This is a genomic window from Pantoea leporis (genome assembly GCF_028048155.1).
Taxonomy (GTDB): Bacteria; Pseudomonadota; Gammaproteobacteria; order Enterobacterales; family Enterobacteriaceae; genus Pantoea; species Pantoea leporis.
Map to the genome: position 1 here is coordinate 106,183 of NZ_JALMEU010000001.1, position 14,049 is coordinate 120,231.

Consider the following 14,049-nt stretch of genomic DNA (forward strand, 5'->3'; position numbering starts at 1 on the left):
CTATCTGGCGCATGAAGATTGCAAAATTAACCACCGTCACTATTATTGACCGGTCATTGTCAGAGGCGAGTGCATGGAAACCCGAAAGAAAAATAACAGCGAGTTTATTCCCGTTTTTCAACGTTCTTTTTTAAAGCCGAAATACTGGGGAAGTTGGTTGGTGGTTGGCGCGCTGGCCGGCATGGCATTGCTTCCCGCTAAAGTGCGCGATCCGATTCTGGGCGGATTGGGCAAGTTCGCCGGTAAGCTGGCGAAAAGTGCGCGCCGCCGTGCGCTGATCAATCTCTATTATTGCCTGCCGGAATTGAGTGAAGCGCAGCGCGAAGAGATTGCTGATCGTATGTTTGCCACCGCACCGCAGGCGATGGCGATGATGGCCGAATTGGGCATGCGTAATCCTGAGCATGTGCGTAAGCGTGTTGACTGGTACGGCCGGGAAATCATTGAGCAACTGCAGGCCAACAAAGAAAACGTCATTTTCCTGGTGCCGCATGGCTGGGGCGTGGATATTCCAGCGATGCTGCTGGCGTCTGAAGGCCAGATGATGGCGGCGATGTTCCACAATCAAAGCGATCCGTTAATGGATTATCTGTGGAATACCGTGCGACGCCGTTTTGGTGGCCGTATGCATGCGCGAAATGACGGCATTAAGCCGTTTATCGCGTCGGTGCGTCAGGGTTATTACGGCTATTATCTGCCGGACCAGGATCACGGCCCGGAACACAGCGAGTTTGTGGATTTCTTTGCTACTTACAAAGCCACATTGCCTGCAGTGGGCCGCCTGATGAAAGTATGCCGCGCACGCGTTGTGCCGCTGTTCCCGGTGTACAACAGTGAAACCCATCGTCTGGAAATCTATGTGCGTCCGCCAATGGATGACTTGCTGGATGCCGATGACAATACGCTTGCGCGTCGCATGAATGAAGAAGTTGAAGTGTTCGTGCGACCGCATCCGGAACAGTACACCTGGATTCTGAAGCTGCTGAAAACGCGTAAGGAAGGGGATATCGAACCTTATGCGCGCAAAGATCTTTATCCTCGTAGGAAATAAACATGGGGCCGTCTGGCCCCTTTATCATTCTATTGCCGCCACGTGACTGCGACGTTTACGTTCGCGCAGGAACAGGGTCACCAGACCAAACCACAGCACGCCAGCGGCGAAGTTAATCCCGCTAAACCACGGTGTGCCGCCGCTGAAGTAGCCACTTTTCGCCAGCTCAATGCCTACCGCTAAGGTCAGAATACTGATCATACCGAGCATCGCCGCCACGCTGCCTTTGCCTTCGTTGCTGGAGTAAAGCGTCAAACGGTACAGACCGGCATTCACCATGCCTGCGCCGAAAGCGTACAAGCTTAACCCGGCGGTCAGCAGCAGATAGGTGTGACTATCGAGCAAATTAGCCAGCAGCGAAATACTCAAACCAATCAGAATCGGCCAGGCGGCAAACTTCACCGGCTGCTCAATCGGCACGCGTCCAGCCAGTTTGCCGAGCGTGATGTTGCCGGCAATCATCGCCAGAAACACCGGCAGCTGCAGCAGCGCATACTGCATGCGTGACAATCCTTCATCGTGCATCAGAATCACTGGCGAGAGCGCTACCCACGTCAGGATCGGAATAAACACCAAACCAATGGCAAAGGAGCCGTACATCACCTGACGATCGCGCGCCAAACGCGCATAGCCGCGCGCCAGCGTTGGCAGGGCGATAGAGTGACTGCGATCGCCAGCGGTTTCCGGCATGACGTGCCACAGCAGGGCAAACGCAATCACGCTGCAGATGGCAAACAGCCAGAACATGCTGCGCCACTCGCCAACGGTGAGCCACGCGGCTCCGGCCAGCGGACCAGCGAGCGGTGCCAGCAGCGCGACGTTGGCCATCAGCGCCATCATGCGTACTGCCAGCGCCTCGTCAAAGGCTTCCTGCACCGCTGCGTAGCTGACGGCGCCAATAAAGCACAGGCTAATACCCTGCACAAAGCGCAGCGCGACAAACTCCTCAATGCTGCTCACCCACGTTGTCAGAATACAGGCGGCGGCAAAGAACAGGATGCCAAACAGCAGCACCGGCCGGCGGCCATATTTGTCAGAGAGCGGACCGAGCAGCCATTGCAGCACCACGCCGCCCATCAGATACGCGGTCAGCGAGGTCGAAACCCATTCCGGGCCGACGCTGAATTCAGACGTCACCAGCAGCATGCCGGGCTGAATCATGTCATGCGCGATATAGGTGGCGAACTCAAACAGTACCAGCGCGAGCGGGAACAGCAGCACGCGCCCGGTGAGTTGAGTAATAGGTTGATAGCGGGCCATCTGGCCTCCTTGTCAAAAAAATAAAAACGCGACTGCCAGGCAGTCGCGTTTGTCCATGTTGTTACAGCCGCTGTGGGTGGTGCGTATCAGTCTACGCGCAAAACACGGCTGGTATTGGTGGTGCCGGTGGTCGACATCACGTCGCCCTGGGTGACAATCACCAGGTCGCCTGAAACCAGGAAACCTTTTTCGCGCAGCAAATTCACTGCATCGTGCGCGGCAGCAACACCATCGTTATTGCTGTCGAAGAACACTGGCGTAACACCACGGTACAGCGCCGTCAGGTTCAGCGTACGTTCGTGACGTGACATGGCGAAGATCGGCAAACCGGACGTGATACGTGAGGTCATCAGCGCGGTACGGCCCGATTCGGTCATGGTGATAATCGCTGAAACCCCTTGCAGATGGTTGGCAGCATACATCGCCGACATGGCAATCGCTTCTTCGACGTTATCGAACTGTACTTCCAGGCGGTGCTTAGAAACGTTAACGCTCGGGATTTTCTCTGCGCCGAGGCACACTTTCGCCATCGCTGAGACGGTTTCAGCCGGATACTGGCCAGCAGCGGTTTCCGCCGACAGCATCACCGCATCGGTACCATCCAGCACGGCGTTCGCCACGTCCATGACTTCGGCACGCGTTGGCATTGGATTGGTAATCATCGACTCCATCATCTGCGTGGCGGTGATGATGGTGCGGTTCAGCTGGCGCGCACGACGGATCAACGCTTTCTGAATACCCACCAGCTCAGGATCGCCAATCTCCACACCCAAATCGCCACGCGCAACCATCACTACATCAGAGGCAAGGATGATGTCATCCATCGCTTCCTGTGAGGCAACGGCTTCAGCACGTTCCACTTTCGCCACCAGTTTGGCGTCGCAGCCAGCGTCGCGCGCCAGACGGCGGGCATAATTCATATCTTCGCCGTTACGCGGGAAGGAGACCGCCAGATAATCCACGCCGATTTTCGCGGCGGTAACGATATCAACTTTGTCTTTTTCGGTCAGCGCATCGGCAGAGAGACCGCCGCCGAGTTTGTTGATGCCTTTATTGTTAGAGAGCGGGCCGCCGACGGTGACTTCGGTGAACACTTTTACGCCCTGAACTTCCAACACTTTCAGCTGCACGCGACCGTCGTCCAGCAGCAGGATATCGCCGGGCACCACATCTTCTGGCAGGCCTTTATAGTCGATACCGACTTTTTCTTTATCGCCTTCGCCTTTGGTTAAATCAGCATCCAGCAGGAAACGATCGCCGACGTTGAGGAACACTTTGCCTTCTTTGAAGGTCGATACGCGAATTTTTGGGCCTTGCAGGTCGCCCAGGATCGCTACGTGACGACCCAGTTTCGCCGCGATTTCACGGACTTTATTGGCGCGCTGCTGATGATCTTCCGGTGTGCCGTGGGAGAAGTTGAGTCGTACAACGTTAGCACCCGCCGCGATGATTTTTTCGAGGTTGTTGTCGCGATCGGTGGCTGGACCGAGGGTTGTAACGATCTTGGTTCTTCTGAGACGTCTGGACATGAAGGACTCCGTTAGCAAAGTATCGTGTCGCTCTCAAGTGACACGTAGTGTTCATCTATTCTATATGATCGATGGGCTGTGATTCGACTCACATTGTGAATGTGATGTTAATTATTTTCCTGCGCCTGTTTCTCCAGGCGTGAATCTTTCAGCGCTTCTTTCACCCGCTTCAAATTTTCACGGAAAGCAGCGCCGCGCTCAAGGGTAAACCCTGTCGCCAGAACATCAATCACGGTTAATTGTGCGAGGCGGGAAACCATTGGCAGGTAGATATCGGTATCTTCGGGTACGTCGAGCGTCAAAGCCAGCGTGGCTTCCGCCGCCAGCGGGGAACCCGGAGAAGTGATAGCCAGCACAGTGGAAGCGTTTACACGCGCCAGGCGAGCCAGTTCTACCATATTTTTGGTGCGACCAGTATGTGAGATGAGAACAAACACATCGTTTGGACCACTATTTATGCAACTCATGCGCTGGATCACAATATCCTCTGACCAGATGACCGGCAGATTAAATCGCAAAAATTTATTGGTGGCGTCATGTGCCACCACGGCGGAGGCACCAAGGCCAAAAAAGGCAATTTTATGCGCCTTTGACAGCGCCTGAACCGCCTGACGAATCACCTGAGAATCGAGTTGCTGGCGGACGCGGCTGAGGCCCGCTAACGCGGAATCAAAGATTTTGTGGCTGTAGCTTTCCACAGTGTCATTTTCTTCCACATCGCGACTCACCCAGTTCGGGCTTTTGACCAGGCTCTGCGCGAGCTGCAATTTGAAGTCAGGGAAGCCGCGCGTGCCCATACGATGGCAGAAGCGATTCACCGTCGGTTCGCTGACGTCAGCGGCGCGAGCCAGCGTGGCGATGCTGGAGTGCATCGCCTGTTGCGGCGCGGCAAGAATCTGCTCTGCGACTTTACGTTCTGATTTGCTTAATGCATCGAGTTGCGCCTGAATCTGTTCCAGCATGGTTTAACCTAATGAGCGTCAATCACTTTTTCGCGTTCATCAATCAATGAAATCGCTGCCAATTCACAAGAATATACCGTGTAATAGCCCCTCGCACGCAGCGGAGGACAAATGTAAACGCGATTTTTTTGCGATACTTTGATCGCTGACGTGTTTTGCCACGACAAATATCGAAACAGAAAATGTGCTCAAATGGCACGCTACAACACACTTAACACCTTTATTACGTTCACAGTTAACGCCAGCAAAACACTGCGTTCGGGTTGTCCTAAACCCGCTAAAAACGTACATTGTGCTGTAAGAAAATTACAATAAGGACCTGGCGTGATGAGCACGCTCAAGCCGGGTATATCCTGCAACGAGGAGAGGAAAATGGCGGTTACACAAACAGCCCAGGCATGCGATCTGGTGATTTTCGGTGCCAAAGGCGATCTCGCGCGCCGTAAACTGTTGCCATCACTGTATCAGCTGGAAAAAGCCGGTCAGATTCATGAAACCACTCGCATTATTGGCGTGGGTCGCGCGGATTGGGATAAAGCCGCGTATACCAAAGTGGTACGTGAAGCGCTGGAAACCTTCATGAAAGAGAAGATCGATGAAGCGCTGTGGGATACCCTCAGCAGCCGTCTCGACTTCTGTAACCTCGACGTAAATGACACCTCGCATTTCACCAAACTGGGCAAAATGCTTGACCAGAAAAACCGCGTCACCATTAACTACTTCGCCATGCCGCCAAGCACCTTTGGCGCGATTTGCGACGGTCTGGGCGCCGCCAAGCTGAACGCCAAACCGGCACGCGTAGTAATGGAAAAGCCGCTCGGCACCTCATTGGAAACCTCACAAGAGATCAATGACAGCGTCGGCAAATACTTCGAAGAAGGCCAGGTTTTCCGTATTGACCACTATCTCGGTAAAGAGACGGTGCTCAACCTGCTGGCGCTGCGTTTTGCCAACTCCATCTTCGTCAACAACTGGGACAATCGCACCATCGATCACGTGCAGATCACCGTGGCAGAAGAGGTGGGCATCGAAGGCCGTTGGGGTTACTTCGACAAAGCCGGCCAGATGCGTGACATGATTCAGAACCACCTGTTGCAGATCCTCACCATGATTGCCATGTCGCCGCCGTCCGATCTGAGCGCGGATGCGATTCGTGATGAAAAAGTGAAAGTGCTGCGCTCACTGCGTCGTATTGATCAAACCAACGTGCGCGAGAAAACCGTACGCGGTCAGTACACCGCCGGCTTTGTGCAGGGCAAGAAAGTGCCAGGTTATCTGGAAGAAGAGGGCGCTAACAAGCAGAGCGCCACGGAAAGCTTTGTTGCTATTCGCGTGGATATCGATAACTGGCGTTGGGCTGGTGTGCCGTTCTATCTGCGTACCGGCAAGCGCTTGCCAACCAAATGCTCTGAAGTGGTGGTGTATTTCAAGAATCCTGAGATGAACCTGTTTAAGGATTCGTACGCTGAACTGCCGCAGAACAAGCTGACCATTCGTCTGCAGCCGGACGAAGGCGTGGATATCGAAATACTGAACAAAGTGCCGGGACTTGACCACAAGCATAAACTGCAGACCACCAAGCTGGATTTGAGCTACTCCGAAACCTTCAACCAGTCGCATCTGGCCGATGCTTACGAGCGTCTGCTGCTGGAAACCATGCGCGGTATTCAGGCGCTGTTTGTGCGTCGTGATGAAGTTGAAGCAGCGTGGGGCTGGGTGGATTCGATCATTGATGCCTGGAGCGCCGATGCCGAAGCGCCTAAGCCGTATCAGGCGGGAACATGGGGACCGGTTGCCTCTGTCGCGATGATTACTCGCGATGGCCGTTCCTGGAACGAGTTCGAATAGAAACCTCATGTTGAGCCCGCCAAATGTGCGGGCTTTTTTACGTCCAGAATTCATTTTTCTGAAAAGTGAACCAGAGTTTCAAAAAATTCTGATATCCGATGGACGCCGCTCCAGACGATCTTGTATGGTAGAGCCCAATTATTGACAGCGTGGCTAAACGCCGGGCTGATGCAACCAAGGAAACGTGATGAAGAACTGGAAAACAAGTGCTGAACAGATCCTGAAAACTGGCCCGGTCGTGCCGGTCATTGTGGTGAACAAGCTGGAACACGCGGTGCCGATGGCGAAAGCGCTGGTGGCTGGCGGTGTGCGAGTGCTGGAAGTGACGCTGCGTACCCCAGTGGCGATGGACGCGCTGCGTGCAATGATTAAAGAAGTACCGGAAGCGATTGTCGGTGCGGGCACGGTGATCAACACCCAGCAACTGAAAGAAGTCACTGACGCCGGTGCGCAGTTTGTCATCAGCCCAGGATTGACGGAATCGCTGCTGAAAGCCGCGGTTGAAGGTCCGGTGCCATTGATTCCAGGTATCAGCACGGTTTCAGAACTGATGACCGGCATGGATTACGGCTTGCGGGAGTTCAAATTCTTCCCGGCGGAAGCCAATGGTGGCGTGAAAGCATTATCCGCGATTGGCGGTCCGTTCCCGCAGGTGCGTTTCTGTCCAACTGGCGGCATCTCGCCAGCCAACTATCGAGACTATCTGGCGCTGAAAAGCGTGCTGTGCATTGGCGGTTCGTGGCTGGTACCGAATGATGCGTTGGAAAGCGGTGACTGGGATCGTATTACGCGTCTGGCGCGTGAAGCGGTTGAAGGCGCTCGCGCATAAGTTCATGAATCGGTCGCCATTGATGGCGACCACTTAGTCTTACTTAACCTACCACTTTTACCGCTGCCGCACTCGCCACGGCGCGCGCGATAGCGTCATCGGTGTTTTCACCGGTTGCCAAAGCCACGCCTAATCGGCGCTGACCGGCGATTTCCGGCTTACCAAACAGGCGCAGCTGCAATCCGGCACCCAGCGCGGCTTCGATATTTCCGAACACGACGTTCTGGCTGTTCAGCTCAGGCAAAATCACTGCCGACGCAGCGGGACCGTATTGACGAATGCCGCCAATCGGCAGGCCGAGGAAAGCGCGCACATGCAGCGCAAACTCGGACAGATCCTGCGAAATCAGCGTGACCATGCCGGTATCATGCGGACGCGGTGACACTTCGCTGAACACCACTTCATCACCGCACACGAACAGCTCCACGCCAAACAGGCCGTATCCACCGAGCGCTTTTACCACGTTAGCGGCGATATCCTGCGCGCGTTGCAGCGCCAGTTCACTCATCTGCTGCGGCTGCCATGATTCACGATAATCGCCATCTTCCTGACGATGACCAATCGGCGCGCAGAAGTGAATGCCGTCTACTGCGCTGATGGTCAGCAGGGTGATTTCGAAATCAAACTTCACCACGCCTTCAACGATTACGCGGCCCGCACCGGCACGTCCGCCTTGCTGCGCATAATCCCAGGCTTTATCCAGCTGGCTGGCTTCCCGAATAAAGCTCTGGCCTTTACCGGATGAGCTCATCACCGGCTTAACGATGCACGGGAATCCAATCGCCTCAGCCGCGGCCACAAAATTCTCTTTGCTGTCAGCAAACTGGTAAGTCGAGGTTGGTAAGGACAACTCTTCCGCCGCCAGACGGCGAATGCCTTCGCGGTTCATGGTCAGACGTGCGGCGCGTGCGGTCGGCACCACTTTCTGACCTTGCGCTTCCAGCTCCAGCAGTTTTTCGGTGGCAATGGCTTCAATTTCTGGTACCACGAAGTGCGGCTTTTCCTCGGCAATCAGCGCGGCCAGCGCGTCGCCGTCCAGCATGTTGATCACATAGCTGCGATGCGCCACGTGCATCGCCGGAGCATCGGCGTAACGATCCACCGCGATCACTTCCACACCAAGACGCTGGCACTCAAGTGCCACTTCTTTGCCTAATTCGCCTGAACCTAACAGCATGACACGCGTAGCGGCAGGGCGCAGCGCGGTTCCGAGAGTCGTCATAATTTCACCTTAGCAGTCAAAATGCGCGCGCAGTATAAACGAAAACGTTTGCGTACTCACGCTTTCGCCGCGATGAGGTTTGCCATACTTTTCCCGCTCTGACGTTAACTGACACAGCCTGCGGCAGCATGGAGAACGGAAAAGTAAACAGGAGTTAAACGATGAGCAATTGGCTGCAGCAAATTCAATCGGTGCTGGCGAAAAAGGGTGGAGACGGAAAATCGGGCGGTTTAAGTGACATGCTGGCCCCGGGCGCATTGGGCGGGCTGGCGGGATTGCTGGTAGGCAGTAAATCCACGCGTAAGCTGCTGACCAAATATGGCGGCAAAGCCTTGCTATTGGGCGGCGGCGCGGCGGCGGGCGCGCTATTGTGGAACAAATACAAACAGCGCATACGTGAAACCCATCAGGACGATGCGGGCTTTGGCCAGCTGCAAACGCCGATGGATCAACGCGCAGAGCGTTTAGTCACGGCGCTGGTGTTCGCGGCGAAAAGTGATGGTCACATTGACGATCAAGAGCGTGCCGCCATTGAGCAAAATATCCAGCAGGCCGGCTACGGCGCACAAGCCGAAGCGCTGATTCAGCAGGCGATGAATCGCCCGCTCGATCCTAACTGGCTGGCCGCTGACGTTAAAAACGAAGAAGAGGCGCTGGAACTCTATTTCCTCAGCTGTGCAGCCATTGATGTCGACCACTTTATGGAGCGTAGCTATCTCTCCGCGCTCGGCGATGCGCTGAAAATCCCCCAGGATGTGCGCGACGGTATCCAGCGCGATATCGACGCGGAAAAAGCTGCTTAATTCCGTGCGAAGGTTGCATCCGCAGCCTTCGCTTTTCATCTTTTGCTTACCCTGCGTAAAGTGATGCTGCGTGTAGCTTGGCATCGTGCGTGATTAGTGCCACGCTTGCTGAATGTTGTCCTTCAGGGAGAAGAGCCTAATGAATCAGCCACACGCGAAAAAAATTCCCCATGTCATGAAGCTGCACGGTGAAACGCGCATTGATAATTATCACTGGTTACGTGATGACGACCGCGAGAATCCAGAGGTGTTGGCCCATCTGCACGCCGAAAATGATTACGGCCGTGCGATGATGGCGTCGCAGAATCCGCTGCAGGAACGGGTGCTGAAAGAGATCGTTGACCGCATTCCACCGCAGGATCACTCGGTGCCCTATGTGAAAAACGGTTATCGCTATCAAAGCCGCTATGAAGTGGGCAACGAGTATCCGGCTTATTTCCGGCAGCCCGTTGACGCGCCAGCTGATGAGCCCTGGCAGCTGTTGCTGGATGGAAACCAGCGGGCTGCGCACAGTGATTTTTACACCATGGGCGCGCTGGCGATTACACCGGACAATCAGGTGATGGCCTTAGCGGAAGACTTCCTGTCGCGCCGCCAATACGGCATTCGCTTCCGTAATTTGCAGGGCGGTAGCTGGTATCCGGAAGTGCTGACCAACGCGTCATCCAGCGTTGCCTGGGCCAACGATTCCCGCACGCTCTATTACGTGCGTAAGCATCCGAAAACGCTGCTGGCGTATCAGGTGTGGCGCCATGAGCTGGGCCATCCGCAATCTGACGATCAGCGGGTGTATGAAGAGAAGGATGACTCTTTCCACCTCAGCGTGCATAAAACCACCTCCGAGCACTTCATTTTGATTGCGTTGTACAGCACCAACACTAGCGAGATTCTGCTGATCGACGCCGAATATCCGGATGCGCAGCCGCAAACCTTTTGTCCACGTCGCCGCGACCACGAATACAGCATCGATCACTACAATCATCAGTTCTATATCCGCTCGAATCGTGATGGCAAAAATTTCGGGCTCTATCGCAGCGCGTGGCTGGCGGAAGCACGCTGGCAATCGCTGATCCCGGCGCGTGACAACGTGGTGCTGGAAGATTTTCAGCTGTTTCGTCATTGGCTGGTAGTCGAAGAGCGTCAGCACGGCGTAAACACCTTGCGGCAGATAAACTGGGAGAGCGGCGAAAGCTTTGGTATCGCCTTCGACGATCCCGCCTATGTCACCTGGCTTGCCTACAATCCTTCGCCAGAAAGCGACACCTTGCGCTACGGCTACTCTTCCATGACCACGCCGACCACCTTGTTTGAACTGAACATGGAAACCGGCGATCGTCGCGTGCTGAAGCGCACGCCGGTGCCGGGCTTCAAATCGGAGGATTACAAAAGTGAGCATCTGTGGATCACGGTGCGTGATGGCACAGAGGTTCCTGTTTCGCTGGTCTATCACCGCAAGCATTTCCAGCGCGGCAGCAATCCGTTGCTGGTGTACGGTTATGGCGCTTACGGCAGCAGCATGGATGCCAGCTTTGGCACCAGCCGCATCAGCTTGCTGGAGCGCGGCTTCGTCTACGCGATAATTCACGTGCGCGGCGGCGGCGAGCTTGGCCAGCAATGGTATGACGGTGGCCGCCTGAAGAATAAAATCAACAGCTTCACCGACTTTATTGATGTCACCGAAGCGCTGGTGGCGAAGGGTTATGGTCATCGCCAGCAGCTCTACGCGATGGGCGGCAGCGCCGGCGGATTACTGATGGGCGGCGTGGTGAACATGGCGCCGGAGCTGTTCCACGGCGTGGTGGCGCAGGTGCCATTTGTCGATGTGGTAACGACGATGCTCGATCCGACGATTCCGCTGACCACCGGCGAATACGATGAGTGGGGCAATCCCGAACAGGCGGAGTTCTATCACACCATTCGCCAATACAGTCCGTATGACAACATCGAGGCCAAAGCCTATCCGCATTTGCTGGTCACCACCGGTCTGCACGATTCGCAGGTGCAGTATTGGGAACCGGCTAAGTGGGTGGCGAAACTGCGTGAGCTGAAAACCAACGATTCACTGCTATTGCTCTGCACCGAGATGGATTCTGGCCACGGCGGTAAATCGGGCCGCTTCAAAGCGTATGAAGGGGTGGCGCAGGAGTTCACTTTCCTGATTGGCCTGGCGCAGGGCAGCTTGCCAGACCGCGTCGATTACTGATCGCTCTTCACATACTTGCGCAGCGCCTGCCGTAACGGTGGGCGCAAATCACGCACATTTTCCAGCACCCAACGCAGATAGCCGGGATCTTTACGCGCGATACTGCCAATACTCTGACCGCGATATTTGCCGAACGGGAACACATCGCCGCTTACGGGCGCGGGCTGGCACAAATTCGCCATCTGCTCGGCGTTCCAGCCGGAGGTTTCCATAATGCGGATCAGCAGCGCAGCGGTGACGTAGCAGTCATACAATGCGCGGTGCGCATGCAGTTCGGCCGGTGGCGTGACATCCAGCTTCAGGCTGTGGCGCAGCGCCTGATTGCCATATTTGATGCCTGGCCACAGCTGACGCGCCAGCGTCATGGTGCAAATCCATTCGCCCGGCATAGTGGGCAACATGCGGCGATCAAAACTGGCGTTGTGCGCCACGTAATGCGGACTGCCGTGATAGCGGCCAATCGCTTCTTCAATCGTAGGTTTGCCCATCACCATCGTTTCCGTAATGCGATGTACCGCCATCGCCTGACGACTGATGGGGCGATCCGGGCAGATTAAGTCGCTCATCGGATTGACGATCTGACCATCAATGACATCCACCGACGCCACTTCCACCACGCCACCCTGCAGGCCGCAGGTTTCGGTATCAATTACACGTAACATAAATTACTTCTGCTTCGGTTCGTAGGGCAGGCGCGACAGGCTAAGCGAAGCCTGGCGATAGTTCATTAAGCGCTGACGAAACCAGTCACGCAGCGCTTCAGGCTGCTCGCGCTCCACCATTTCGGCAATCACCGGCATATTGTAGCGCTCTTTGAATGCAACGCCCGCGGCGGCCAGATCGACATTGACTTTGTCTTTCTCTTCCTGCGAGAGCAGGGCAAGGTTTTGGCTCATGCTTTTCTCCTGATAAACAGGGGCAAAAGTAATGGTTTCGGACCCTGGGATCAAGCGGATTGGATCGCACCGCAAGTCTCGACACCTGCGGATCGGCGGCGTATCCTGCTGCCACGTTTGCGGTGGTTTGCCGCAGTTAATAGGGAAGAAGTCATGAAGAAAACTGCGTTCAACGCTGTCGTCGCGCTACTTCTGGCGTCATCAACGCTGGCCTTCAGCCAGGTTGCTATGGCACACGCTCACCTGAAAACCCCGGTACCAGCCGACAAAGCGGTGGTGGAAACCTCCCCGCAGAATTTAACGTTGACCTTTACCGAGGATGTTGAAGCGGCATTCAGTGGCGTGGATGTGCTCAATGCACAACATCAACCGGTGGCGGTTGGAAAAGCCAAACTCAACGACAAAAAACACGATCAGCTGATTGTACCGATCAGCCAGCCGCTGCCGTCGGGCAACTACCAGGTGAACTGGCATGTGCTGTCCGTTGACGGACATAAAACTAAAGGCAGCTACACCTTCAGCGTGAAGTGATTGATGAGTTTGAGCACGCTGTGGATTGGACTGCGAGCGCTGCATTTTTTGTCGGTGCTGCTGCTCGCCGGTAGCGCCTTTTATACCGCGCTACTGGCGCCGCGCCGCTATCGTCCGCTGCTATCACAGCGTTTAGCTTTACTTCTCCGTACCAGCGCGCTGCTGAGTTTATTCAGCGCCCTGTTGATGCTGGCAACGCAAACCGGCTTGATGAGCGGCGACTGGCGTAATGTCAGTGACAGCGCAACCTGGCAGGCGGTGCTCAGCACGCGCTTCGGCCGGGTTTGGCGTTGGGAAATCGCTTTTGCACTGCTGAGCACGTTAGCGCTGCTGCTGCGTGGCACACTGCGGCAAAATCTGCTGCTGTGCAGCGGCCTGTTACAGTTGGTGGCGTTAGCCGGTGTTGGGCATGCCGCGATGCGCGATGGCTGGCCCGGATTGCTGCAACAAGGCAATCACGCGCTGCATTTAATTGCGGCTGCATTCTGGGCGGGCGGATTACTGCCGTTGTTATTACTGATGCGTGAAGCGCGGCAGATCGCTTTTCGCACCGATGCGATTCGCTGCATGATGCGCTTCTCGCGTTACGGTCACCTGGCGGTGGCGCTCGCGCTGCTGACGGGCATCATTAATAGCGTGCTGATTGCCGGTTCGCCGTTGCATTGGCAAGCCACGCTGTGGAGCGAACTGCTGGTGGTGAAAGTGCTGCTAGTCATGCTGATGATCGCTATTGCGCTGACCAATCGCTATCTGCTGGTGCCGCGCTTTCGCCTGGCGGCCAGTAACGCAGCGCATCTGTTTATTCGCCTGACGCAGCTTGAGCTGCTGCTGGCCATTATTGTAATTGGGTTGGTGAGCGTGTTTGCCACGCTGTCACCGGCCTGAATGTGACATTCAAGAAGATGAAATGAGGTC

General features: G+C 55.4%; 13 protein-coding genes. 7 read left to right on the plus strand and 6 right to left on the minus strand.

What is annotated here, in order from left to right:
• Positions 1–73 precede the first annotated feature (73 nt).
• Positions 74–1,051, plus strand: coding sequence for a lauroyl-Kdo(2)-lipid IV(A) myristoyltransferase (gene lpxM, locus MWH02_RS00520; RefSeq protein WP_271459671.1), 978 nt, complete (start codon positions 74–76; stop codon positions 1,049–1,051).
• 24 nt (positions 1,052–1,075) lie between these two features.
• Here the strand turns inward: lpxM and MWH02_RS00525 are convergent, their stop codons facing one another.
• The 3 genes from MWH02_RS00525 to MWH02_RS00535 form a co-directional block, all read right to left on the minus strand.
• Positions 1,076–2,311, minus strand: a complete 1,236-nt coding sequence (locus MWH02_RS00525) for an MFS transporter (RefSeq protein ID WP_271459672.1) — start codon at positions 2,309–2,311, stop codon at positions 1,076–1,078.
• Positions 2,312–2,397: 86 nt separating this feature from the next.
• Positions 2,398–3,840, minus strand: coding sequence for a pyruvate kinase (gene pyk / locus MWH02_RS00530; RefSeq protein WP_101764163.1), 1,443 nt, complete (start codon positions 3,838–3,840; stop codon positions 2,398–2,400).
• A gap of 107 nt (positions 3,841–3,947) precedes the next feature.
• Positions 3,948–4,802 (minus strand): MurR/RpiR family transcriptional regulator, encoded by an 855-nt coding sequence (locus tag MWH02_RS00535; protein ID WP_271459673.1) that lies wholly within the window; start codon positions 4,800–4,802, stop codon positions 3,948–3,950.
• A gap of 372 nt (positions 4,803–5,174) precedes the next feature.
• Between MWH02_RS00535 and zwf the strand changes: the two genes are divergently transcribed.
• The gene (zwf, locus tag MWH02_RS00540) at positions 5,175–6,650 is read left to right on the plus strand and encodes a glucose-6-phosphate dehydrogenase (RefSeq protein WP_064738913.1); all 1,476 of its coding nucleotides are present in this window, start codon (positions 5,175–5,177) and stop codon (positions 6,648–6,650) included.
• Between the two features lie 187 nt (positions 6,651–6,837).
• Entirely contained in the window at positions 6,838–7,479 is a 642-nt protein-coding gene (locus tag MWH02_RS00545) for a bifunctional 4-hydroxy-2-oxoglutarate aldolase/2-dehydro-3-deoxy-phosphogluconate aldolase (RefSeq protein WP_008110463.1), read from the plus strand.
• 43 nt (positions 7,480–7,522) lie between these two features.
• Here MWH02_RS00545 and purT read toward each other — a convergent pair whose 3' ends face one another.
• On the minus strand, positions 7,523–8,701 hold the full coding sequence (purT, locus tag MWH02_RS00550) for a formate-dependent phosphoribosylglycinamide formyltransferase (RefSeq protein WP_271459674.1): 1,179 nt from the start codon (positions 8,699–8,701) through the stop codon (positions 7,523–7,525).
• 161 nt (positions 8,702–8,862) lie between these two features.
• On the opposite strand from purT, the gene MWH02_RS00555 reads away from it, so the two are divergent.
• Complete coding sequence (locus MWH02_RS00555; protein ID WP_137385935.1) at positions 8,863–9,504, plus strand: tellurite resistance TerB family protein; 642 nt, start codon at positions 8,863–8,865, stop codon at positions 9,502–9,504.
• Positions 9,505–9,643: 139 nt separating this feature from the next.
• On the plus strand, positions 9,644–11,707 hold the full coding sequence (locus MWH02_RS00560; RefSeq protein WP_271459675.1) for a S9 family peptidase: 2,064 nt from the start codon (positions 9,644–9,646) through the stop codon (positions 11,705–11,707).
• Here the strand turns inward: MWH02_RS00560 and exoX are convergent.
• Positions 11,701–12,369: an exodeoxyribonuclease X gene (exoX, locus tag MWH02_RS00565; protein WP_271459676.1), complete on the minus strand. Its 669-nt coding sequence runs from the start codon at positions 12,367–12,369 to the stop codon at positions 11,701–11,703. The genes MWH02_RS00560 and exoX overlap by 7 nt on opposite strands.
• Before the next feature lie 3 nt (positions 12,370–12,372).
• Positions 12,373–12,603 carry a DNA polymerase III subunit theta gene (locus tag MWH02_RS00570; protein ID WP_008110458.1) on the minus strand — a complete coding sequence of 77 codons (231 nt, stop codon included), beginning with the start codon at positions 12,601–12,603 and terminating at the stop codon, positions 12,373–12,375.
• A 153-nt stretch (positions 12,604–12,756) separates the two neighbouring features.
• Between MWH02_RS00570 and copC the strand changes: the two genes are divergently transcribed.
• Both copC and copD read left to right on the plus strand, forming a co-directional pair.
• Positions 12,757–13,134 carry a copper homeostasis periplasmic binding protein CopC gene (gene copC, locus MWH02_RS00575; RefSeq protein WP_271459677.1) on the plus strand — a complete coding sequence of 126 codons (378 nt, stop codon included), beginning with the start codon at positions 12,757–12,759 and terminating at the stop codon, positions 13,132–13,134.
• A gap of 3 nt (positions 13,135–13,137) precedes the next feature.
• Positions 13,138–14,019 carry a copper homeostasis membrane protein CopD gene (gene copD, locus MWH02_RS00580; RefSeq protein ID WP_271459678.1) on the plus strand — a complete coding sequence of 294 codons (882 nt, stop codon included), beginning with the start codon at positions 13,138–13,140 and terminating at the stop codon, positions 14,017–14,019.
• The last annotated feature ends 30 nt before the right edge of the window (positions 14,020–14,049 follow it).

What these genes read in the sequence shown, in the direction of transcription:
- purT (WP_271459674.1), bottom strand. Translation starts at nt 8,701, where the DNA reads ATGACGACTCTCGGAACCGCGCTGCGCCCTGCCGCTACGCGTGTCATG.
- lpxM (WP_271459671.1), top strand. Translation starts at nt 74, where the DNA reads ATGGAAACCCGAAAGAAAAATAACAGCGAGTTTATTCCCGTTTTTCAA.
- copD (WP_271459678.1), top strand. Translation starts at nt 13,138, where the DNA reads ATGAGTTTGAGCACGCTGTGGATTGGACTGCGAGCGCTGCATTTTTTG.
- MWH02_RS00535 (WP_271459673.1), bottom strand. Translation starts at nt 4,802, where the DNA reads ATGCTGGAACAGATTCAGGCGCAACTCGATGCATTAAGCAAATCAGAA.
- exoX (WP_271459676.1), bottom strand. Translation starts at nt 12,369, where the DNA reads ATGTTACGTGTAATTGATACCGAAACCTGCGGCCTGCAGGGTGGCGTG.
- copC (WP_271459677.1), top strand. Translation starts at nt 12,757, where the DNA reads ATGAAGAAAACTGCGTTCAACGCTGTCGTCGCGCTACTTCTGGCGTCA.
- MWH02_RS00525 (WP_271459672.1), bottom strand. Translation starts at nt 2,311, where the DNA reads ATGGCCCGCTATCAACCTATTACTCAACTCACCGGGCGCGTGCTGCTG.
- MWH02_RS00545 (WP_008110463.1), top strand. Translation starts at nt 6,838, where the DNA reads ATGAAGAACTGGAAAACAAGTGCTGAACAGATCCTGAAAACTGGCCCG.
- pyk (WP_101764163.1), bottom strand. Translation starts at nt 3,840, where the DNA reads ATGTCCAGACGTCTCAGAAGAACCAAGATCGTTACAACCCTCGGTCCA.
- MWH02_RS00570 (WP_008110458.1), bottom strand. Translation starts at nt 12,603, where the DNA reads ATGAGCCAAAACCTTGCCCTGCTCTCGCAGGAAGAGAAAGACAAAGTC.
- MWH02_RS00560 (WP_271459675.1), top strand. Translation starts at nt 9,644, where the DNA reads ATGAATCAGCCACACGCGAAAAAAATTCCCCATGTCATGAAGCTGCAC.
- MWH02_RS00555 (WP_137385935.1), top strand. Translation starts at nt 8,863, where the DNA reads ATGAGCAATTGGCTGCAGCAAATTCAATCGGTGCTGGCGAAAAAGGGT.
- zwf (WP_064738913.1), top strand. Translation starts at nt 5,175, where the DNA reads ATGGCGGTTACACAAACAGCCCAGGCATGCGATCTGGTGATTTTCGGT.